Raw genomic sequence first — 20,697 nt, forward strand, 5'->3', positions numbered from 1 at the left:
ATCGCCGGCTCTCCCGCGCAGCGGTCCCTTCGTCTATCGGTTAGGACGTCAGGTTTTCAACCTGAAAAGAGGGGTTCGATTCCCCTAGGGACTGCCACGCGGGAGATAATTTTCCTGACATCGCTATGCGACCTCGGAGCCTTTGCAGGGCTCACGGATTTGGCTTAACCGGTGAAGACCGGCCGCCCTAGGACGCCAGATGACAGACACGCCCGAAAAGCCGCCGGTCGGCCAGCCGCACCATCCCATGGTCACCGCCGAAGGCTTTGGCGGAACCGACGACATCTTCTTCGCCGCCGTCGAGATGACGCGGATGCCGATGATCGTCACCGACCCGAATCTGCCCGACAACCCGATCGTCTTCGCCAATGCGGCGTTCGTCGAGATGAGCGGCTATTCGCACGCCGAAATCTTGGGAAGGAACTGCCGGTTTCTGCAGGGGCAGGGCACAGACCGGGACACCGTCAGCCAGGTGCGTCAGGCGATCGAGGACCGCACCGACATTGCGGTCGAAATCCTGAACTACAAACGCGACGGGTCGGCTTTCTGGAACGCGTTGTTCGTCAGCCCCGTGTTCGCCCCGGACGGGCGGCTGGTCTACTATTTCGCTTCTCAGCTGGATGTCACGCGCCGCCGCGACGCCGAAGACGCGTTGCGCCAAGCCCAGAAGATGGAGGCCGTAGGCCAGCTGACCGGCGGCATCGCCCACGACTTCAACAATATGCTCACGGTCATCATGGGCAACGTCGAGGGCGCCATCGACAAGACCCAAGACGAACTTGTCCGCCGCCGTCTGGAGCGTGCCATGGAAGGCGCGCGCCGTGCGGAAACGCTGACCAGCCAGTTGCTTGCCTTTTCGCGCAAACAGCGGCTGGACGGCCGGCCCACCAACCTCAACAGCCTGGTAGAGGCGACCATGGGCATGGCGGCGCGATCGCTGGGCTCTCAAGTCGTTATCCGCACCGATCTGTCGGACGATCTGAAGCTGGCGCGCGTTGATTCCGTTCAGGCCGAGACGGCGCTGCTGAACATCCTGATCAACGCGCGCGACGCCATGCCCGGCGGGGGCGACGTCACCATCGCCACATCGAATCTGACGGTCGGAGACGAGGGGCACCCTGCGGGCGCACCTCCTGGTGACTACGTCAGCCTGTCCGTCACCGACAGCGGCGAAGGCATGGACGAAGACGTGCTGAAGCGGGTCACCGAGCCCTTCTTCACCACCAAGGAGGTCGGAAAAGGAACCGGCATGGGCCTGGCCATGGTCTATGGCTTCATGCGCCAGAGCCAGGGCCAGCTCCTGCTGGATTCTGAGCCGGGCAGGGGCACCACGGTGTCGTTGCTGTTTCCCGCCGTATCGGGCGAGGCCGTCGCGCTCGAGCGCACGCCGCAGCGCGAGCTCAAGGGCGGCGCCGAAACCATCCTGATGGTCGAGGACAATCCCGACGTGATGGAGATGGGGCAGTCGATCCTAGCCGACTTCGGATACACGGTCGTCACGGCCAACACCGCGCGCGATGCGCTGGATCGCATCCAGGGCGGCCAGGCGTTCGATCTGCTGTTCACCGACATAGTCATGCCGGGTGGCATGAACGGCGTGACCCTGGCTCATGAGGTTCGCCGCCGTCGTCCCAATGCGAAGATTCTCCTGACCACGGGCTGGGCCGATCGGGCGCTGGACAACGAGGAGGATCGCGGCGGTTTCGACCTGATCGGCAAACCGTATCGGCGTGCCGACCTGGCACGCAAGGTCCGCCTGCTGTTGGACGGTCCGAACGGCGTTTCCTGACGGCTGCCCTGTAATCGTCGTTTTTCGCTTTTCCGTCGTTCGCGGAACCGTGTTAAGGCATTAACCGTCTGCTCTCATTTCGCAGACGGGGGTTACGTCTTGTCAGATATTGGGGAGGCCGAGGGCGCAGTGCGCCTGTCCGGCCAGGTGAAGTGGTTCGACGCGGGCAAGGGATACGGCTTCATCGTTCCCGACGACCCGACGCAGACGGATCACAAGGATGTCCTGCTGCATGTCAGCAGCCTGCGCGGGCTGGGCCGGGACACTGCGTCGGAGGGCGCGGTAGTCCAATTCGTCTGCGTCCGTCGGCCAAAGGGCTGGCAAGTGGCGGAAGTCGTCGAGATCGAAGACACCGACGCTCCTCTTGCGCCGCGACGGCTTCCCGAGACAGCAAGAGGACCGAGCAGCTTGGATCCCCTCGGCGCTGGCGACGGCCCACTGGAGCCGGCGGTGGTCAAATGGTTCAATCGCACCAAGGGCTACGGATTCGTGGTGCGCGACGGCGACGCCGGCGATATCTTCGTCCACATTGAAACGCTGCGCCGTTCGGGTCTGGACGATCTGGTTCCAGGCGAAGCGGTTCAGGTGAAGTTTGCCCAGGGCCCCAAGGGTCTTGTGGTGGCCGAGATCAGACCGGGCGGCTAGGTTCCGACCAGAGAGGGCGGAGATCATGAAGTTCACGCGACGCATACTGATGGCGGGGGCTCTGTTCCTGATGGCCGGAACCGCCGCCTGCGCCCAGGCGTCCGGCCCTGTGGACGCGACCGGACGGGCCCTGGAGCCACTGACCGTCACCACCGCGACCGGCGCCCACGAGTTCCTGGTCGAAATCGCCGACACCGAGGAACTGCGGCAACGCGGGCTGATGTATCGCGATCCTCTTCCCGACGATCGCGGCATGCTGTTCCAGTTTCCCCAGTCGACTGAACAGAGCTTCTGGATGCGCAACACGCCCAGCTCGCTGGACATCATCTACATCGACCCGCGGGGCCGAATCGTTTCGATCGCCAAACAGGTCACGCCCATGTCGGACACGCCCATCCCGTCCTACGGCGCGGCCAATGGCGTTCTAGAAGTGCGCGCCGGCCGCGCCGACGAGATCGGCGCCAAGCCTGGCGACATGGTGACCCACCCGTTCTTTCGTCCCTGAGCGCTCACGCATTGCGGGCGGCCCGGCGTCATGCCAATAAGCCGCTCCTTCGGTTCGGGGTGTAGCGCAGCCTGGTAGCGCATCTGCTTTGGGAGCAGAGGGTCGCAGGTTCGAATCCTGCCGCCCCGACCAATAATCCAGCCCTTTAGGCTCCTAAGCTCAAGGTATCTGTGAGCTTTACGCTAGGTTGGGGCACATATGGGGCACAGATTTTTTTGGCGCTGCCTTGGCGTTTCAGCTCTATTCATCCCTGTTCACGACGTCTTATGCGCGGCTGATCACGAACTCAGGCGTTTTATGATTCGTTTCGGTGGTGATTCGGAGGCCGTCGCCGATTGTTTCGATGTCGATGCTGCACCTGCATCGCCGCCAAGCGTCATCTCGAGTGAGTGGAGACAGCTCGCAGGGGGCGCCACTCAGCTGTTCGCGTATTGGGCAAAATCCACCTGGAATCCTAATGGCAAGGGCCCCAGCGAAGCGTTAGTGATTATGACGTCCACACGTAGACGTCGTTAATCGACATCAAACCGGCGTCCACGTTCACCCAGAAGGTTCCATCCCGCATTGGTCGGCCTGAATGAGCGTCGGCCTGTCTTGGCGGCATAGCCTCGGACCACCAGAGCCTCGGTGCGGTTCGGCGTTTCCGTCCGGGTGTCATCGACGATGTCGAGAAGGGCTTCGATCATTTCGTTGTCGGTCATCGATCACATTTGGCGCGCATATTAAACGGCAGCAAGTCCGCGCATTGCCGAGTGTCTCCACTGGTGGGCTGGCTCGCGTATGGCGGCGACCTGTGACGGGGCGCCGTTCCAAGCCATGGGAAGGCGGCACGTCTAAGAAGCTCCCTTAGCTGTCAGGTGGCGCGAAGCTTGCCCGTGGCTTATCGGCACCAATCGCCATCAGGCGACAGTCACGGCGAGATGGAACTATGAAGGGTCAGACCTTCACCACTATGGACGGCCTAAGAGGCGTCGCGGCGCTGATGGTCGCAGCCTATCACACTCCAGCCACCTATGGTCTGATGCCCGGCGGCTACCTGGCAGTGGATCTATTTTTCGCACTGAGCGGTTTTGTCCTCGCGCACTCGAGCCTAGAAAAGCTGTCATCACTCCGGGCCGGCGTTCCGTTTCTGGTAAAGCGGATTGTTCGACTGTATCCACTCTATCTGGTGGGTCTGGCGCTTGGTTTCTTGGCCTACCTTTACGCTGCGATCATAGAGGGGAATCTCTGGCCCACAGCCTTGATAGTCAATCTGATGTTGAACGGCGTGTTCCTGCCGGCTCCACAACACTATGCCTTGAATTCATGGTCGGCGTTTGCGCTCAACGGTCCAGCGTGGTCGCTGTCTTTCGAAATGTTCGTGAACATTATTCTCGCGTTGACTGCCTTCCTCTACACGCCGAGGCGCCTGGCCATGGTTTTGGGCCTGTCGAGCGCGGCGTTGGTTGCGGTAGCGTTTTTCCATGGTGACCTGGATGTCGGATCATCCATCTCGACCTTCCCGTTGGGGGCTGCTCGGGTCATGTTTTCGTTCTTCGTAGGTATTGCGATCTACCGCGCCTGGGCCGCAGGAAAACTAGAGCGTGTGATTCCCTGGTGGCTGTCGATCAGCGTGCTCGCCGTCCTCATTTTTCTTCCCGTGCCCGCCGGCTATAGGGTCGTGAGCGACCCGCTGATCGTGATGTTGGCCTTTCCGGTCCTGCTCGCTTCAAGCACGGGGATCACGCCTCTGCCGCTTCTCCAGTTCCTGGGTCGGATTTCATATGGCGTCTACATCGTCCATGTCCCTGTTCTGGCTCTTCTCCTGGTCGCGTCAGCGGACTTTCTGGGGCAGGATTTCGCATCGTTCGGACTGATGGGGACTTGGACGGTGCTGGCGCTCGTCGTGGCTCTGGCTGCCCTCCTGAACCCAGTGGATGCCGCCGCCAGACGGTGGCTCACATCTGCGATTGCCCGATCGCCCTGGAGGGCCGTCTTCTCTGAGAATCACGTGGAACTCAGTGCGAAATCTCAGCGCTCACCCTAATGCCAGGGCGGGAGCCTTGGCGGCCTTCCGACCGGGACTTGGCTGGGCCAGAATATGACCGGGCCTGTCGGCGCCCTGAAGTGGTGCGAGACCCAGCCGGGACCCGAGAAGCGGAGCGGGCTTTAAGCTCTCCTGCCGGGCACACGACGGCTTTGCCGAACAACATAACGCTGAAGCACGTGGAGTTTCGGGGAAGGAGCCGGGAGCGTGATTGTCCGGCAATGTCGGAACGACGTCTGACGCTCCTCCGGTCGTGACGATGAGCAGCTGTTAACCTTGGTCGTCGATCATGAAGCGAGGCGCTGCGACCTCACGGCTACAACACCTCCGGCGGTCGGCATTGGTAGGCAGATGACAGTTCACGAGACCTTTGAACTAAAACTTCTGCAGGTGTTCGTGCATGTCTGCGATCTGAAGAGCTTCACCTCGGCCGCCCGGCGGCTCGGCATCACGCCGGCGGCCGTGACGTTGCAGATCGACAGGCTGGAGCGGACCACCGGCGCTCTTTTCCAACGGGCAACTGAGTCGCGCTCAGCCTCCCGCCTTACAGAAACGGGATCCACCCTCCTGCCGATTGCGCGGCGGCTGCTCGCCGTCGATCAGGAGGCCCATCTGGCGATCAGTCCGAATGCGCCGGTCGGGTCGCTGCGAATAGGCATCGGGCCGGGTGCGGGGTGCCCGATCCTCTCCAGAGCAATTTCGAGCTTTGGAGACCGTTATGGGCGCGTTCGACTGACGGTGTTCGAGAGCGGGGAAGACGTGCCGGCCGACATTGAACTGTCGAGATCCTGCACGGGGCCCCATCTGGACGTCGAGGTTCTAGCGTCTGAGGACACGGCCTGGGTGGCTGCCGACGCCCGGAGATTTGGAGCGACTGACGTCGTCTTGGCCCACTCAGGACATCTCCAGAAGCCAGTGGAGCAGGCGCTCGAAAGGTCACGGCGTCGCTGGACGCTACGCTACGATGTCCGACAGAAGGCGGACGTTCTTGCGTTTATCGAACACGCAGGCGCGATCGCCGCCATGCCCCTATCCGCCGTTCCGGTTCACCTAGTCGTGGATCGCCATGCCAGTCTTCCTCTCCTGCCAAGATCGCAACTGCTCATGCGGATCGTCAGCCAGAACAAGATCTCGGCTCAGGCATTCGCCCGGCATATCAAAGCCGCCTTTTAGGCGGCCCGAGCTTTCAAAGATTGGATGAGCCCATGAAATCGGGACCGATTCAGAATCTCGGGCGCCGTCCGAAAGATCCTCACGGCCTGAGCCTGGGGCGGAAATCGGATGAAAATGACATCGAGGTGGGAGCAGCTGTGCGCCGCCTGCGAATCCAACGGAGCATCAGTCAAGCAAAGCTCGCGGCCGCTCTCGGCGTGACCTATCAGCAGATCCAGAAATATGAGAGCGGGGATACCCGCATTGCGGTGTCTATGCTCCTTCGCATCGCCGAACGTCTCGACGCGCCGATCCTGAGCCTGCTTCCGCACTCGGGCGCTTCCCGAGCGGCGCTTCTCGAAGAGATCGAAAACACGCCTGGAGCGCGTGAGCTATTCACCCTGTTCAAGGCGCTTAAGGAAGACCAGCAGCATCTGGTGCTCGGCCTTCTCCGGTCGATGCGATAGGCGGCGACAACGCCCTACGTCGGTGCAATAGACCCCGTCCTCTGGGTTGGATCGTGAAGTTGCCAATGCGCTAGAGAGAGACGAATCGGTGAGGGGGCGGGGCTCCGAACCGGATGGTTCGCATCTTGCGAAGCCCTGTCGTATTTCCAAAACTGGGACGGGGAAAATGGGTCAGGCTGATGGGGAGGCGATGCTGCTGGTCAGCGGGTGTGACCAGACTGGATGGGCATGGCGCCGGGTGGACGCCCATGGCGCTCTGCTTGCCCGTGGGACGGCGGTCTGCATGGCGGATGCGCTTCGCTGCGCCTGGGAGGCTGACAGGGATCGATTGATGGATTCCGGCCGGCGCGGGCGACAGGCGGTCCAGGCGGAGGCCGGGCTCGGCCCGGCTCAACGTAGGTCCGAACGGGCGGATCGGGCTTGGCGTACGCGTGACGCGGGCCGAACAGGGCGACAGCCCTCGCAAGATTGAGGTTCGCCAATCGCTGTGTTGACGTATGGCCGAGAGCGTGCCGCCGCTGACGCCGTTGTAAGGAAGGGGCAGGGGCCATTCTGACCAAGTTCATGTCCGTGCTGAGCCGCCTGCCGCCGCCCGCGCGTCGCCAGCTCCGGCTGCTGCCCGCAGTCATCGGCCTCGGGCTGATCGCCGCCGCCCTCGAGGGGTTCGGCATCGGCCTCGTCATCCCCATGCTGAGCATAATCATGGGCGCCGACGCCGCCGGCGCCGCCGGCGGACTTCCCGCTCGACTGCAGGCGATCGGCGCTGGCCTGGATGATGGCGCGCGACTTGCGGTCATCGCCGGCGCCGTCTTCATTCTGATCGGCCTGAAAAACGCGGTGTCATTTCTGAACAGCGTGCTGACGGCCTATATATACGGCCACGCGGGCCATGCGGTGAGACGCAGTCTTTCTGACCAGCTGCTCCAGGTCGGATTCCCATTCCTGCGTCAGGAAGACCCGGGCCGGCTTCTCAACATAATCTCTAATGAGTCCTGGAGCGTTTCGGACGCCGTGAACGCCATGCTGTCAATGGTGGTGAGTGCCTGCGCAGCGGTGGTGCTGGCGGCTCTTCTGCTAGCGCTCTCGTGGCAGATGACGCTCCTCGTGGGGCTGGGCGTCGCGGTGATCAGCCTGCTGCACGCCGCCGTGTCCTCAGCTCTCCGGCGTAAGGGGCGTCATGTGGCGGAGCGCAACAGCTGGCTCGCAGCGAGAATGCTGCATCTTGTCCACGCCGGTCAGCTTATCCGGGTCTTCAATATGCAGGACCGGGAGCGCTCGGCATTCAACACCGCATCGGACCAGGTCCGCCGGGCTGCGTTTTCGGTTCAACAAAGGCTGGCTCTCCTGGGGCCGCTTACCGAAGTGCTCTACGCGGGGCTGTTCCTCGCCATTGTGGTCGGAGCTTGGGCGGCGGGCGTCAGCTTTCCTCTCGTGGTTGCCTTCGTGGTCCTGCTGTATCGGCTCCAGCCCTATATCCGCGGAGTCCAGTCCTCATGGAGCCAGCTTCAGTCCCAACTCGGTTCCATAGAGGAGGTGAGCTGGCTGCTCGACCCTCACGGCCGACCGGTCGCGCCGCAAGGCGCCGCTCCGGCTTTCCCGCCAAAGGAACAGATCCGGTTCCAGGCGGTGGAATACGACTATGCGTCTCCGTCCGACGGCGGCAGGGCCTTGGTGCTCAGGGGGGCTGACTTCCACATCCGACCGAACCGGTCGACAGCGCTCATAGGACGCTCCGGCGCCGGCAAGACCACCGTGGTGAACCTGCTGTGCCGACTTGTCGATCCGACGTCGGGTCGAATCTGGGTCGATGACGTGCCCCTTGATACGATGAACCCGAAGGACTGGCGGCGCCTTGTTGCGATCGCCAGCCAGGACCTGGAGCTCGTCGACGCCAGCATTCTGGACAACATCCTCTACGGCGCGGAGAGCGCCACGCGCGAAGACGCCATCGCAGCCGCGCAGCTTGCTGAAGCCCATGAGTTCGTAATGGCGCTGCCGGAAGGGTATTCGACCGTCGTGGGGTTCAGGGGGCTCAGCCTGTCCGCCGGCCAAAGGCAGCGCATCGCCTTGGCCCGCGCGCTGGTGCGGCAGCCCGACATCCTGATCCTGGACGAGGCGACCAACGCCGTGGATGGTCTCTCGGAGGCCGCGATCCTGTCCACGCTGGCGAAGCGCTCCGGTCACGGCACCACAATCCTGATCAGCCATCACCGGACCACGCTTGCCGGCTGCGACGACGTGGTGGTGCTGCAGGACGGACTTGCCACGGGTCCGTTTGAGATCGGAAACTCCCAATGGCTGGATATGGACGACCTCTATGCTCTCAGGGCGTCATCCGGCGGAGCGTAAATCTCCGGCGCCGACCCGTGCGCCACGCGGACTTGAGGCGGAGCCGCCTTCAGCCCGGAGAGCCAGCCGCACATAGCGCCAAGCGCCGACAAGATTCATCGCCACGATCGGCCAGTGCGACACCCTCACGTAAGGGTCGAATAGGGGACCGCCGAACCACTCCTTGACCCCCCCCTTCAAGGTCCAGAAAAAGTGGCGAAGAAGCCATGGCGCGCTCTGGGCGTGTTTCAGATAGAGGGCGCCGTTCCCTATATTGTAGCCGCGGTTGACCGCCAGAGCATCCTGACGCGAAGCGCGGCCGTGGTGATGGATGATCGTCATGTCGGGCACATATTCGACCTCGATGCCCGCCTTGATCGCCCGAAGCTGATAGTCCGTGTCTTCCGCCGCCATGAAGCGCGCCCCGGCTCCGAACCGCTCGTCGAAACGCCCGACGCGATCGGCTACCGCTCGCGACATCGTCATATTGCACCCCAGGACGAAGCCGCCCGGCGCGCTGGTCAGCCCCAGGCGTTCCCGATCAGGCGAGAGCTTGATGCTCACCGGCTGGTCCGTCGCGACACCGAGCTCGACACGTCCGCCCCGTATGATGTCGCGTTCGTCCCGCCGCCAGTATCGCTGAAGGTCCGTCAGATACTGGGGGTGCATCTCGCAGTCGTCATCTGTGAAGACCAGCAAATCTCCGCTCGCATGCGCGAGGCCCAGGTTGCGTCCGCAAGACAGGCCTGGCCTAGGTTCGCTCAGCGTGATCAGCCGGACGCCGGGTCCAAGCTGGAGACGGCGCAGCAGGTCGGGCGTGGCGTCTGTGGATCCATTGTCGACGACGACAAGCTCGACCGGCCGTTCGCCGGCGCGGGATGAGGCCCGCTCTATCGAACGAAGGCACTGTTCAAGCTTCCCGCCGCGATTGCGCGTAGAAACAATGACGCTCACGGAGGGGATGGGACCCGTTGTCATGTGGCGAATCCGGGATGTCCGACCGCGATCGGGCTGGATCTGAGTGTGAAGACGGCGTCGTCGATCCTGCGGCTCGCCGCCACGAGCGGGGAGGCGCCGTGGGCGAAACGTCGATCTAGCCGCAGGGCGAGGGCTTCGCGCCGCCTAATCCTGGACCAGCCTTCCGCCCCGTCCAGGAAAGCGCTGGTGGCGACAGGATCCGCCTGGTCGATCAGCAGGTCGTATATGAAGTAAAAGAGATTCAGCAGGCCGGCGGCATAGCTGCCGCTCAATGATGAAGGCTTTCGGGCCGCCTGCCCCTGCAGGTCCCGCCAGATCTCGCCGACCCTGTGGGCCAAGGCGGCATGGGGCGTTTCACCGAAGGCCAGGAGCGGCTCCAGGGGGCCTTCGAACCCATCGTCGCGGAGGTTCTGCGTCACAATGCGCAGATGCGTGAGTCTCATCTCGCGGCGATGCCGGCCTGTGACGCTCTCGGCATGTACGCGATAGACGAGCAGGCTGTCGGGGATCAGACGGCACCTGTGCCGGCGGGCAATGCGCCGGAACAGCTCGAAATCCTCCGCATGGGGATAGCGCGGATCGTAGCGCAGGTCTTCGCCGACAACCCTGCGGTCGAACATGACCGTGGGATGGATGAAGATCGTATAAAACATCGACAGGACGGTCAGGGTCTCGGGCGTCTGAAGCGGCTCCGGCGCCCGCCGCATGATGCGGCCGGCCTTTGCGATGTCGTAGCCCGTGCCGCAGGCCGCCAGCCCCTCGTCCGCCGCGAACTCGGCGACCTGCCTCGCCAGTCGTTCGGGATGGGCGATGTCGTCGGCGTCCATGCGGGCGACGAGGGGGCCGTTCGCGAGAGCAAGCCCTTCGTTGAGGGTCGCAACCAGTCCCCGGTTCTCGCGGGAAATCAGCCTTATGCGCGGATCGTTTCCGGCCAGGTCCGACAGGATATCGGTCGAGCCATCTGTGGAGCCGTCGTCCAGCAGAAGCAATTCGATCCGCCCGTAAGACTGGTCCAGTACGCTCCTGACCGCTGATCCGACGAACTCCGCCGCATTATAAACCGGCAGGACGACCGAGACGAGCGGGCCGGGCCCCGGATCGACGCCGTCGGGCGGCTGGCCTTCCCGCCGTCGACGCGCAGACCCGTATAAGGGTGAAGCGTTTTCAGCGGAATCCATTATCCCGTCTCGTCATTTGGCACAGTCCGGACAATCAGGACGTGCAGGCTGCAAGTCCTTTGCCACGGTGACCCGCGATCGCGACAGTCTTTTTTCCCTCAGTCCACACCCGGGCGAGAGACGGCGGACTTGAGCCTCAGGGCGGGTTTCTCGACAAGCCGCCAGGAAATTTCGGCCGCGATGAAGGACGCCGTGATCCAGACGATGGCCAGGGTCGCGACCTCGCCAAGACCTGAGGCGGCGGCTAGGCCGAGCCGATCCGTCGTGAGGATCTGCGGCATGAAGTAATGATAGATGTACAGGCCGTACGAAATGCGTCCCACATGAACGAGCCAGGGGCGCTGCAGGACCACGGTGAAATCCTGAGAGGAGGTCACGCAGGCGCGTACGAGGCAGGCTGCGGCGATATTGACCAGGACAGGCATGAGCACCCAGTCCAGAACAGGCGACCCATATCCGACTTGGGCGGGAATGCTGAGCAGCACCACCGCCGCCACACTTGTCCAGAGGATCGCGGGCCGGCCGATCACGCGGTCGATCGGGCGCAGTCCAGGACGATGCATGCAGAGAACGAGCAGCGCGCCCGTCGCAAAACTGTCGATCTGGCCCGGCAGGAGGACGGCGCTGAACTCGCTGGCCCCCAAGGGAATCGACATGCGGTAGAGAGGGGCTGCGGCCAAGGCCCCGACAACGACCGGGAGAAGCCATTTCCGGGGGGCGAGCACCACCATCGGGAACCACAGCAGATAGAATTGTTCTTCGACCGACAGCGTCCAGAAATGGCCGGCGCCGATCCAGCGCTGGTCATGCGCCACAAGAAAATTTGTGACGTAGAGGGCGTGCGCCGGCCAGTGAGATCGCATTTCTGCGATGCCGAACAGGGCAGCCAGGGCGATCGCCAGATAATAGGCCGGCCAGAGCCGCAAAGCCCGACGCATGAAGAAGGTTGCGGCCGCCTTCCACCTGGGCAGTGAGCCTCCGCGTTGCCCGACCAGTATGGATGTGATGAGAAAGCCGGAGAGGACAAAGAAGGTCCTGACGCCGATCATGCCCGGCGACCAGGCCGTCACCGCTTCGGACCACACCAGATGTTCGGCAAGCACCGCCAGTATGGCGAGGCCCCGCAGTCCGTCGAGCCTGGGGTGGTAGGGCCGCTCAGGCCGATGTCCGGGAGGGGGCGTCAGCAAGGGGCCGACTCCATCAGGATGATCGCCTGCCTACACGACCGCCGGCGGCTACGTCCATATTGCGATGCTGCCTGAAGCCGGGCAGCGTTCGCGCGAAATCCGCGCTAGGGTGTACTGTCTTGCAGAGAGAAGCTGAACCGGACATGGGCGGATTCCGCTTTTCAGTCGTCATTCCGACCTACCAGCGGCGTGAACTCGTCGCGCTGGCGATCGCCGCCCTTTCAAGGTCTCGCCAAGCTCCTTCCTTCGAGATCATTGTGGTCATCGACGGATCGACTGACGGCACGGTGGACGCACTGGCAGGACTGGAGCTGGAGTTTCCCTTCAGGATCGTCAGCCAGGCCAACGCCGGAGCCGCGGCTGCGCGCAATTGCGGCGCTCGCGAGGCGCAGGGTGAACTACTTCTGTTTCTTGATGACGACATGGAGGCGTCTCCAGACCTGCTGGCTGAGCATGACGCGTCCCATCGATCCGGAGCGTCGGCGGTAGTCGGACATCTACCCGTCCATCCGTCCTCCCGGCCAGGTTTCCTGACCCGCGGTCTCTCTGACTGGGCAGAAGAGCGCCGTGCGCGCCTGCTTGGGGAGGGCCAGGTTCGGGCAGGCGATGTCCTGACCGGGCAGCTCTCGGTCCGGAGGGACGTTTTCCTGGCGCTGGGCGGTTTCGACGAGGGCTTCACGCGGGGCGGCAGCTTCGGCAACGAAGACACGGAGTTCGGCCTGCGCCTGGCCGAAGTCGCAAATGTCGTCTTCAATCCCCGAGCGGTCAGCCGCCAGCGCTATGTCGTCTCTCCGCAGACCTATCTGCGGCAATGGGGTCAGGCTGGGGCGGCCGACGTTCGCCTGGCCCGGAAGCATCCAAAGTGCGCCGCCGACCTCTTCCGGCCGGGGGGGCGGACGGCGCAGCAGCGCAAGTTTGTCTACCAGGCCTCGGCCATCCCCGGACTGGCTTCCGTCGCGGGTGTTATCGCCGGCGCCCTGGCGGGAGGATTGGCGGGTTTGCCGACGGGGCCGGGCGGGTACGGCGCCAAGGCCTTCTATGCCGTGCGGGACCTGATCTACTGGCGCGGCGTGCGTAAGGCCGAGGCGAGGCTGCGGCGGCCTTCGGCGACGATTCTCTGCTATCACGCCATAGCTGACCACTCCGCCGACCCGTTGCTGGCCGGGTACTCCGTGCCGCCGGACCAGTTCGAGTGGCATCTCGACAGCCTGATCAAGCGCGGCTTCAGATTCATCAGCGGGGACCAGTTCGCCGCCCACATCGATAAGGGGGAAACCCTTCCGCCCCGCGCCGTCCTCCTGACGTTTGATGACTGCTATCGCGACCTGCTCACGGAGGCGGCGCCGCGGCTGCGCGCGCGAGGCGTTCCCGCCCTGGCCTTCGCGGTCACAGGCATCGACTCCCTGACGAATGAATGGGATCGGGAAAAGGGGGCGTCAGCGCTGGACCTGCTCGACGCTACGGGGCTGGAGGGCGTGCGCAAGTCCAGCATAGAGATCGGCGCCCATTCGCGCACCCACCACAGCCTGCTCGACAAAGGAGTCGACTTGGCGGCGGAGACGGCCGGCGCGGCACAGGATCTGGCGGATATGGGTCTGCCGCGACCGCGGTACTTCGCCTATCCCTATGGTCGGGTGGGCGCGGACGCGCGTGAAGCGGTCTGTGCGGCGGGCTACGCCGCCGCCTTCGCCCTCACGCCGCGCCGTTTCAGCCTGGCTGATGATCGTTTGCAGGCGCCTCGCATTGAGATCCTGCGTTCGGACCGCGGCCTACGCTTCTGGTTGAAGACCGGCTGGCCGGAGATTTACATGTGGCTGGCAGCGAGCAAGCATCGTTTGCGAGCTTGGGCGGTGGCCAGCGGAGGAGCTGGATGATGGATCAGAAACTCCATGGGTCTGAAGCGGAGCGACTTTTCAGCGGGCGCTTTGCGGCGCTTCCGACAGACTGTGGGCAGGTTTGCGAGCCGGGAACCGACGAGGTGGAGGCCTGGCGTGACTGGACTGATCGGCCGACGACGGAAGATCAGGTGCGCATCGAGAACGTCTTGGCCGACCTCGTTCGTCCCAGCAGCCGGATCCTTCACGTCGGGGTCGGCAATTCAGGCCTGGCGAGGCGTTTCGCCCGGCCTGGGCGGACGATCATAGGCACGACCATATCGACTGCAGAACTGGCTCATGGCAACAGTCTGAACCTGCCCGGATATGCCGTCCATGCGCTTAACAAGTACGGCGACACGTCTCCGCCGGGGCCGGCGGAGTTCGACTTCATCGTCGATAACAATCCGACTGCCTTCGGATGTTGCCGAACGCACCTGCTGCAGATGCTGGATCACTATCAATCCCGGCTTGCGCGGGACGGGCTTATACTCACGGACCGGAAGGGGCTCGGGTGGGTGACGAGCGCGCCCGGCGCCAATCCGCGGTGGGCCTTTTCTGTCGAGGACTGGGCGCAGGTCGGCGGCCTTTTCGGGCTCCGCATTGAACAACTGAGCGACACCGTGGTCGCGCTTGCGCCGCCAGGTGGACGCGTCCTGCGCGGGCCGCTGCTCCGCCGCCTTGCGAGCAGGCTGCGTCAGCGTCTCGCCGGATAGGGTTCTTTCGCGCACGACAGTGGCCAGGGCCGGCGTCTGCGAAACTGGCCGTCGTGCTGCAGCCCATCGACGACCTGTCCATGAATCAGAAATGCAGACGCCCGCTGTCCTTTACGGCTGAATCCGGTTGGCCAGGATCAGGTGGGACGTGGTTATCGATTTGTGAATACTGATGGTAACCAGGCGAGTAAGGGTGCGGAAATGATTTGATCAGTTTTGGCGGTTATCAATACAGCTTGCGTATTCCGGAGCTGTCTCATGGAACCTGATTTCTCCGTCTCCGTCATGGAGGCCACGGTGATGATCGAGCAAGATCTCGGAAATCGCCAGCGGGCGATCGGCACCGGGTTTCTCGTGTCCGATGTTGCGCCCGATGGACAGCCTCGGGTGGTGCTCGTCACGGCGAGACATGTGTTCGAAGGCATGACTCAGCCCCGGCTTCAGGTCGGTTTCCGCGCCAAGATTGCGCAGGAATGGACCTATGCCCCGGCCCAGGTCGATATACGGACAGCCCAGGGCCGTCCGCTCTGGACGGCGCACCCGGATCGGGACATAGCTCTGATCGAGTTGCGGGTCCCGAAAGAATATGCCGACAGGGCCATTCCCAAGGCCTATCTGGCCGATGATGATGGGGGCGGGGACTCTGTGCTCCCTGGCGACGAGTTCCTGGCCCTAGGCTATCCGCGCGGCCTGTCGTCCGATGCAGCAGGTTTTCCGATCATGAGAACGGGCCGGCTTGCCTCATACCCCGCCGGCGGGGCCGGTTCGCCGACCTTCCTGCTGGACTTCTCGGTCTTCCCCGGCAACTCCGGCGGTCCGGTGCTGCGCGCACCCGAGCGAGGTCGAGCCGGGAGCCGACCCGCCGTGATCGCCGGCCTTCTGACCCAGCAGGTCGAAGTCCAGCGCGAACGGATGGATATAGGCATCGTGACACATGCACGCTTCGTGCGCGAGACGCTCGGCGTTCTAGACGGTCATCCTGCGCCGAGGCGGACGGCGCGCGCGTCCGCCATCCCTGGGGCGGTCAACGCTTTGGCCTTGGAGTGGAGCGGGCCCTGAGGATTGCGCCCCACGGGCGAAATGCATTGACGGAACGCGGTTCCCGGCCGAAACGTTGGAGGTTGGTTAAGAAAACCTTCACTTCGTCTACGGGTTTCCAATATGCGCTGCACGCTCGCCGGTCTGGCTTCCCTATTCGCGCTCGCTGCGGCCACGCCCTCGCTGGCGGATCCCTGCGATGCACGCGAGACAATCACAGCGCTGACCGGCGCCGAGCGGCCGATGGACCGGGGACCGGTCCTCGGCCGCAGCGCCTTCTCCTGCGGACGCTATTGGTCGGCGGCCAATCTGATGGAGAAGGCGGCGGTGAGCCGCTCAAGCTCTCTGCAGCGCTTCAACCTCGCGGCGACCTATGCCCGCACCGGTCGGCTGGACGAGGCCCGAAGCCTGTACGCCTCTGTGATCGCCGACGGGGATTATGTCAGGGCGCGGACCGACTCGGTGGACGTTGGTCCAGATGTCAGGGAGGCCGGAGTCAGCCTGTCCGAGGAAGCCGCCCGTCGGCTGGCGGCTATGGACCGGGTTCAACGGTTGACCGGCGGTCCCTCGACTGCGGGCTTGGCTGGTCTGACCGCCGGCCCCGCCATGACCGGTCCCTTGGCGGCGGAACGTGCGGCGGTCGACGCTCTGACGGTGGAGGGCGAGACGGGACCGGCCCCGGCTGACGCTGCAGGCGTAGAGGCGCTGGCCCTGCGATCGGGCATCACCGATGTCGAAGCACTTCGCCGGGACGGGCTCGCGCTTCCAGGCGGCTGAGCCGCGCGGCCAGAACCGCCGGTTGCATGAAGAAGCCCGCACGGTCCGAAACGCTCGGGGGCTGAAATCATCCGCTTTTTTGCGACGCCTTACGCTTCACCAGATCGACCCCGAACCTCAGCCCCAGACCCAGGGTCGCCCGGCCGCTGGCCGTCGTCATGACCAGGGCGAGGCTCGTGGCGTAGGCGACGACAAGGGCGAGAGACAGGAGAACCAGTCCGTGGAGCGGGGGAGCGGCGATCCGTAGCGCCAGCAGGCTCGCCGCCGCAGCCGCTGCACCGGCCGCGTAGGGCGCGATGCTCCGGATGACATGTCCGAAGCTGACCGGCCCTCGGCGCGTTGCATAGAGCCATATCAAGGGTGTGCGGACGCATTCCGAGACGGCGTAGGCGATTGCGACGCCGACGACGCCGAAAGGCAGGCCGATGACGAAGGCCGCCAGGCATGTCGCGGCGTGGAACAGCCCCCATTTCGCAAGCTCATTGGTACGACCTTGGCTCACGAACAGCGGGATGGGCGCCCCGTTGAGGACCTGCAGGAGGCCCGCCAGGGCCAGGGCCGAGAAAATCGCCGAAACGCCGGACCAGCGCTGGCCCAGGAGGAGCGGTACGAGTTCGGCGCTGAAGACCATGGCCCAGATGACGCCCGGCCAGATCACCAGCAGAAGCAGGGTCACAGCGGTTGTGAAGATCCGCCTGTATTCGTCTGGAGCCTTGTCCAGACGGGAAAGCACGGGCGCCATGGCGTACATGGTTGGTCCGGCGATGAACTGCAGCGGGAAGAGCAGCAGCTTGTAGGCGCGGTCGTAAAGTCCCAGGTCTGTCTCGCCCCAACGCCACCCGATCAGGACGTTGTCGACGTTTCGGGCCAGAAAATGAGACACATTGGACACGGTCACGCCCCCGCCGAATTGGAGCATGGACCGCGCACCCTCGGGTATGGCCGGGCGGCCGGGCGCCCAGCCCGCGATTATGACGGCCCCGAGGGCAGGGAGGGCCGTTCCGACAAGCATGCCGAAATAGAGCGCCCAGTGGTTCTGGAGGAAGCCGGCGGCGATGACGGCCGCCACCAGGCCGGCCAGCGCGCCCAGGGCGCCGTTGATGGCGAGCGCCCTGAACTGCATGCGGCGCATCAGAATTGCGCCGGACTGGACCCCAGCGGCGGAGATCAGGAGCAGCAGCGCCATGGCGGCCACCAGCGGGCCAAGCTCCGGGGCGCCGTAGTATCGCGCCACAAGCGGGCTGATCATCACCATGACGAGGGCGAGCGCGCCGCCAATGGCGAGGTTGAGCCAGAAGAAGAAGGTCACCTGGGCATGGGTGAGGTTGGGCCGCTGCACGGTCGCCAGACCCAGGCCCAGATCCTGAAACAGATAGACGAAGCCATAGACTGGGCTGGCCATCGCGATCAGCCCGAAATCGGCCGGGCTCAACATGCGCGAAAGCACGAGCACGGAGGCGATCTGGCAGAACACCTTGACGATCTGCGCCATCGTGGAGTTGAACACTCCGGAGACCATGCTGGCGCCGGCGTCACGGGTGGGCGGATCGAACTCGTAGGCCCGAGGGGCGGCCGGCGGACGCTTGATCTTGAAGCGGGGGGTCACGTGATCTTTCTGGGAGCGAAGGGCTGGCTAGGAGTGGCTCTACTGGATGGGGTCACGGCCGTGCGGCGCTTGTTTTCAGACGGCCTCAAGCGGTATGCGGGGCGGCCGTCGGGGTTCATTCCGCCGCACTTGCACGACCGCAATCGCTTTTTGCAAGAGCCGGGCCGCGCCGGGGTTCGCCGTGTCGGCTCATGAGCGGCGCGGCCCTGTCGAATGACATAAGCCGGGTAAGGATCGGCGACCTGTGGCTGGATGTCGGATCCAGGCGTCTCTGGTCGGCGGAGGGCGGCCGCATCGGCCTCAGTGAAGGCGAGATGGATATGCTGATCGTCCTGACCGCCTGGCGGGGAAGGCCGCTGTCACGTAACGAGCTGCGCCTGGCGACACGGGGCAGGCCTTCAGGGCCGAGCGACCGCTCGGTGGATGTCATGGTGATGAGGCTGCGGCGCAAGCTGGGTTCATCGGCCGATGTTCTGAGCACGGTGGCGGGGGCCGGCTACCTCCTCCGACATCCCGAACTTGAGACAATGGGCGATTAGCCGCCTGACGGGCTCAGGAGCGTCTTCCGGTCCGCTCGGGGCGCGCCCAGGAGGCCATAGCGGTCTTCCAGCGCCTGAAGCTGCAGGTCGTTTCCGTCGCCATCGACATTATGCTGCATCAGAGACGTGGTCTGGCTGCCGAGCCAGGTGACCAGGTGAAAGTCGTGAGGAGTCTTGGTGTACCGTGCGCCAGCCAGCCGGCCCATAAAGAACAGCCAGGCGTCATCGGCATGCGGGGCAAGAGCGGTGAAAGCGGCCCTGTCCACGGCGTCAGGGTGAAGTATTCCGGGAGGATAGAGCACGCCCCCGACCCCGGTGGGAAAGAGGCATGGCTCGTGTCTGGCATGAGGCACATTCCAGCTCCATTGCCTGTAGGGCTTCAGCCTGCCGTCGAGGTCGTAGGCCGGTTTGTGGGCCCTGTGACAGACGATCACCTTGGGATCCCGCCTGGCGATCTCCACGAGGTCCTTCAGCCAGTCGACCGGATAATAAAGATCGTCATCGGCCGTGACGACGGTCGCGTCAGGATGCTGCTCAAGGACGGGAATGATCTTGGCGTAGGATCTGAGGTCCAGCGGATAGACCCTGATTTCGAACCGGTCCGACTGCAGGTCGCGGACGGCCGGGGGGAGGAGCCTGTTCTCGCCCGGGGAAAGCCAGAGGATCGTACGGTCAGCGGCGAGGCTCTGGTTGAGCAGGCTCTTGATGGTGAGATGAAGGGTGGGAAACCGCTTGGGATAGGACGTCAGCGAGACGATAAGTTCGACGTTCAGCCCGTGGGGCTCGCCGGGACGGAAGGCCCTCTGGCGTTCCAGGCGGGCGGCGATCCTGGCCGCGCGATATCGAAGAACCCACGGCCAGAGCATTTGTCGGATGCGCGTTGCGGTCTGTCGTAGCAATGTCGTCTCGATATCCGGCTGGTTCGGCGCCTCCGTCAGGGATAGACGGACACGGATTGTCGTCTCTAGCCTAGGGTGAGCCGGCGAACAAAAGGAACTGGAGGCGAGGATTGACCTGGCGGCTGTCGAGGCGAAGCGTGATCATGGCCCTGGCCGGCACGGCGGGCGCCTCGACGCAGGCCGGCGCCTGGTGTGGACGGGCGGAAGGCCTGTCCGGCCGCGACCTCCTGCCTCCGATGGAGGGACCGATCCGGGCCCATGACTGGTCCAACCCCTGGGCCCCTGCGACCTGGGACAAGGCGGGCGGCGTCTACCCCTGGCGGTCGGCCAATGTCAGCCTGTCGGCAGGCGAACTCACCCTGCGCGTCACCCCTGGCGCCGCCGCGTCCGTCCAGGCCAATGACGACCAGAGACGCACCGAGGGCCTTTTTGAAATTGACGCCACCCTGCCGAGCGGCCGACCGGGGCTGATCATTGCGCCCCTGTACCTTTACGGCGCCGAGGCTCATGAAATCGACTTTGAGGTTGTGGGCGACCGGGGGCTCCAGCTGGCGGTGCACACGAAAGGCGCATTCAACGCGTTCACGCGGAAGGTCGCCGGCGATTTTTCCGGTCGGCGGCGTTATGCTGTGCGCTACAGTGCAGGGCAGGAAATCGCCTGGCTTGTCGATGGAGTCGAGATCTTCTCTCTGAAAGCTTCGGATCTCCGCTCGACATTCCCCTTTCACGGCCTAAAGCCCTATGCCGAAATCTGGCCGGCCCGGGACGTGGCGTGGGCAGGCCGATGGCGTCACATCGACACCCAGATGACCCTTCATGGATACCGCCTGACCTGAGAAGCAGCAGGCGCAGCCCCCCGGCCAAGAGAACTGACATGCGCGTGACGATGATCGGGACCGGCTATGTGGGGCTGGTGTCTGGGGCGTGCTTCGCCGACTTCGGCCATGAGGTGGTCTGTGTCGACAAGGATCCATCCAAGATCGAGCGGCTGGA

Annotated in this window: 20 protein-coding genes and 2 tRNA genes; 16 read left to right on the forward strand and 6 right to left on the reverse strand. The window is 64.2% G+C overall.

The genetic code is table 11. The features are described 5' to 3' along the window. Positions 1-22 precede the first annotated feature (22 nt). From ACK4I0_RS11305 to ACK4I0_RS11325, 5 genes are all read left to right on the forward strand, one after another. Positions 23-97 (forward strand) — tRNA-Glu (locus ACK4I0_RS11305). 102 nt (positions 98-199) lie between these two features. Further along, the gene (locus ACK4I0_RS11310; RefSeq protein ID WP_409611003.1) at positions 200-1,789 is read left to right on the forward strand and encodes a histidine kinase famiy protein; all 1,590 of its coding nucleotides are present in this window, start codon (positions 200-202) and stop codon (positions 1,787-1,789) included. A gap of 99 nt (positions 1,790-1,888) precedes the next feature. Further along, the gene (locus ACK4I0_RS11315) at positions 1,889-2,434 is read left to right on the forward strand and encodes a cold-shock protein (protein ID WP_409611005.1); all 546 of its coding nucleotides are present in this window, start codon (positions 1,889-1,891) and stop codon (positions 2,432-2,434) included. A 25-nt stretch (positions 2,435-2,459) separates the two neighbouring features. After that, a complete protein-coding gene (locus tag ACK4I0_RS11320) occupies positions 2,460-2,939 on the forward strand; it encodes a DUF192 domain-containing protein (protein WP_409611007.1) in 480 nt (159 codons plus the stop codon). Positions 2,940-2,994: 55 nt separating this feature from the next. Beyond that, a tRNA-Pro gene (locus ACK4I0_RS11325) sits at positions 2,995-3,071 on the forward strand. Positions 3,072-3,451: 380 nt separating this feature from the next. Here ACK4I0_RS11325 and ACK4I0_RS11330 read toward each other — a convergent pair. Next, positions 3,452-3,640, reverse strand: a complete 189-nt coding sequence (locus ACK4I0_RS11330; RefSeq protein ID WP_409611009.1) for a hypothetical protein — start codon at positions 3,638-3,640, stop codon at positions 3,452-3,454. 227 nt (positions 3,641-3,867) lie between these two features. On the opposite strand from ACK4I0_RS11330, the gene ACK4I0_RS11335 reads away from it, so the two are divergent. From ACK4I0_RS11335 to ACK4I0_RS11350, 4 genes are all read left to right on the forward strand, one after another. After that, complete coding sequence (locus tag ACK4I0_RS11335) at positions 3,868-4,965, forward strand: acyltransferase family protein (RefSeq protein WP_409611010.1); 1,098 nt, start codon at positions 3,868-3,870, stop codon at positions 4,963-4,965. 351 nt (positions 4,966-5,316) lie between these two features. Next, a complete protein-coding gene (locus ACK4I0_RS11340) occupies positions 5,317-6,138 on the forward strand; it encodes a LysR family transcriptional regulator (protein ID WP_409611012.1) in 822 nt (273 codons plus the stop codon). Positions 6,139-6,170: 32 nt separating this feature from the next. Then, a complete protein-coding gene (locus ACK4I0_RS11345) occupies positions 6,171-6,584 on the forward strand; it encodes a helix-turn-helix domain-containing protein (protein WP_409611014.1) in 414 nt (137 codons plus the stop codon). A 564-nt stretch (positions 6,585-7,148) separates the two neighbouring features. Beyond that, complete coding sequence (locus ACK4I0_RS11350) at positions 7,149-8,933, forward strand: ABC transporter ATP-binding protein (RefSeq protein ID WP_409611016.1); 1,785 nt, start codon at positions 7,149-7,151, stop codon at positions 8,931-8,933. On the opposite strand, the gene ACK4I0_RS11355 is transcribed toward ACK4I0_RS11350, so the two are convergent. From ACK4I0_RS11355 to ACK4I0_RS11365, 3 genes are all read right to left on the reverse strand, one after another. Continuing rightward, the gene (locus tag ACK4I0_RS11355; RefSeq protein WP_409611018.1) at positions 8,916-9,890 is read right to left on the reverse strand and encodes a glycosyltransferase family 2 protein; all 975 of its coding nucleotides are present in this window, start codon (positions 9,888-9,890) and stop codon (positions 8,916-8,918) included. The genes ACK4I0_RS11350 and ACK4I0_RS11355 overlap by 18 nt on opposite strands. Continuing rightward, a complete protein-coding gene (locus ACK4I0_RS11360) occupies positions 9,887-11,068 on the reverse strand; it encodes a glycosyltransferase family 2 protein (protein WP_409611020.1) in 1,182 nt (393 codons plus the stop codon). Before ACK4I0_RS11360 ends, ACK4I0_RS11355 begins: the two co-directional genes overlap by 4 nt. Positions 11,069-11,166: 98 nt before the next feature. Then, positions 11,167-12,255: an acyltransferase family protein gene (locus tag ACK4I0_RS11365; RefSeq protein ID WP_409611022.1), complete on the reverse strand. Its 1,089-nt coding sequence runs from the start codon at positions 12,253-12,255 to the stop codon at positions 11,167-11,169. Between the two features lie 143 nt (positions 12,256-12,398). On the opposite strand from ACK4I0_RS11365, the gene ACK4I0_RS11370 reads away from it, so the two are divergent. The 4 genes from ACK4I0_RS11370 (at position 12,399) to ACK4I0_RS11385 (ending at position 16,660) form a co-directional block, all read left to right on the forward strand. Next, the gene (locus tag ACK4I0_RS11370) at positions 12,399-14,129 is read left to right on the forward strand and encodes a glycosyltransferase (protein WP_409611024.1); all 1,731 of its coding nucleotides are present in this window, start codon (positions 12,399-12,401) and stop codon (positions 14,127-14,129) included. Next, positions 14,126-14,845, forward strand: coding sequence for a hypothetical protein (locus ACK4I0_RS11375; RefSeq protein ID WP_409611026.1), 720 nt, complete (start codon positions 14,126-14,128; stop codon positions 14,843-14,845). Before ACK4I0_RS11370 ends, ACK4I0_RS11375 begins: the two co-directional genes overlap by 4 nt. Before the next feature lie 258 nt (positions 14,846-15,103). Beyond that, positions 15,104-15,904, forward strand: a complete 801-nt coding sequence (locus tag ACK4I0_RS11380; RefSeq protein ID WP_409611028.1) for a serine protease — start codon at positions 15,104-15,106, stop codon at positions 15,902-15,904. A 102-nt stretch (positions 15,905-16,006) separates the two neighbouring features. Then, positions 16,007-16,660, forward strand: a complete 654-nt coding sequence (locus tag ACK4I0_RS11385; RefSeq protein WP_409611030.1) for a hypothetical protein — start codon at positions 16,007-16,009, stop codon at positions 16,658-16,660. Positions 16,661-16,727: 67 nt separating this feature from the next. Here the strand turns inward: ACK4I0_RS11385 and ACK4I0_RS11390 are convergent, their stop codons facing one another. Then, on the reverse strand, positions 16,728-18,266 hold the full coding sequence (locus tag ACK4I0_RS11390) for a lipopolysaccharide biosynthesis protein (protein WP_409611032.1): 1,539 nt from the start codon (positions 18,264-18,266) through the stop codon (positions 16,728-16,730). A gap of 191 nt (positions 18,267-18,457) precedes the next feature. On the opposite strand from ACK4I0_RS11390, the gene ACK4I0_RS11395 reads away from it, so the two are divergent. Continuing rightward, on the forward strand, positions 18,458-18,805 hold the full coding sequence (locus ACK4I0_RS11395) for a winged helix-turn-helix domain-containing protein (protein ID WP_409611034.1): 348 nt from the start codon (positions 18,458-18,460) through the stop codon (positions 18,803-18,805). On the opposite strand, the gene ACK4I0_RS11400 is transcribed toward ACK4I0_RS11395, so the two are convergent. Beyond that, positions 18,802-19,671, reverse strand: a complete 870-nt coding sequence (locus ACK4I0_RS11400) for a glycosyltransferase (RefSeq protein ID WP_409611036.1) — start codon at positions 19,669-19,671, stop codon at positions 18,802-18,804. The genes ACK4I0_RS11395 and ACK4I0_RS11400 overlap by 4 nt on opposite strands. A gap of 176 nt (positions 19,672-19,847) precedes the next feature. Here ACK4I0_RS11400 and ACK4I0_RS11405 point away from each other — a divergent pair, with 176 nt between their 5' ends. Together ACK4I0_RS11405 and ACK4I0_RS11410 are read left to right on the forward strand one after the other, a co-directional pair. Then, positions 19,848-20,540, forward strand: a complete 693-nt coding sequence (locus tag ACK4I0_RS11405; RefSeq protein WP_409611040.1) for a family 16 glycosylhydrolase — start codon at positions 19,848-19,850, stop codon at positions 20,538-20,540. Positions 20,541-20,578: 38 nt separating this feature from the next. Next, on the forward strand, positions 20,579-20,697 hold a 119-nt coding region (locus ACK4I0_RS11410), incomplete at its 3' end, for a hypothetical protein (RefSeq protein WP_409611042.1).

This window comes from Brevundimonas sp. (assembly GCF_046295775.1).
GTDB lineage: Bacteria > Pseudomonadota > Alphaproteobacteria > Caulobacterales > Caulobacteraceae > Brevundimonas.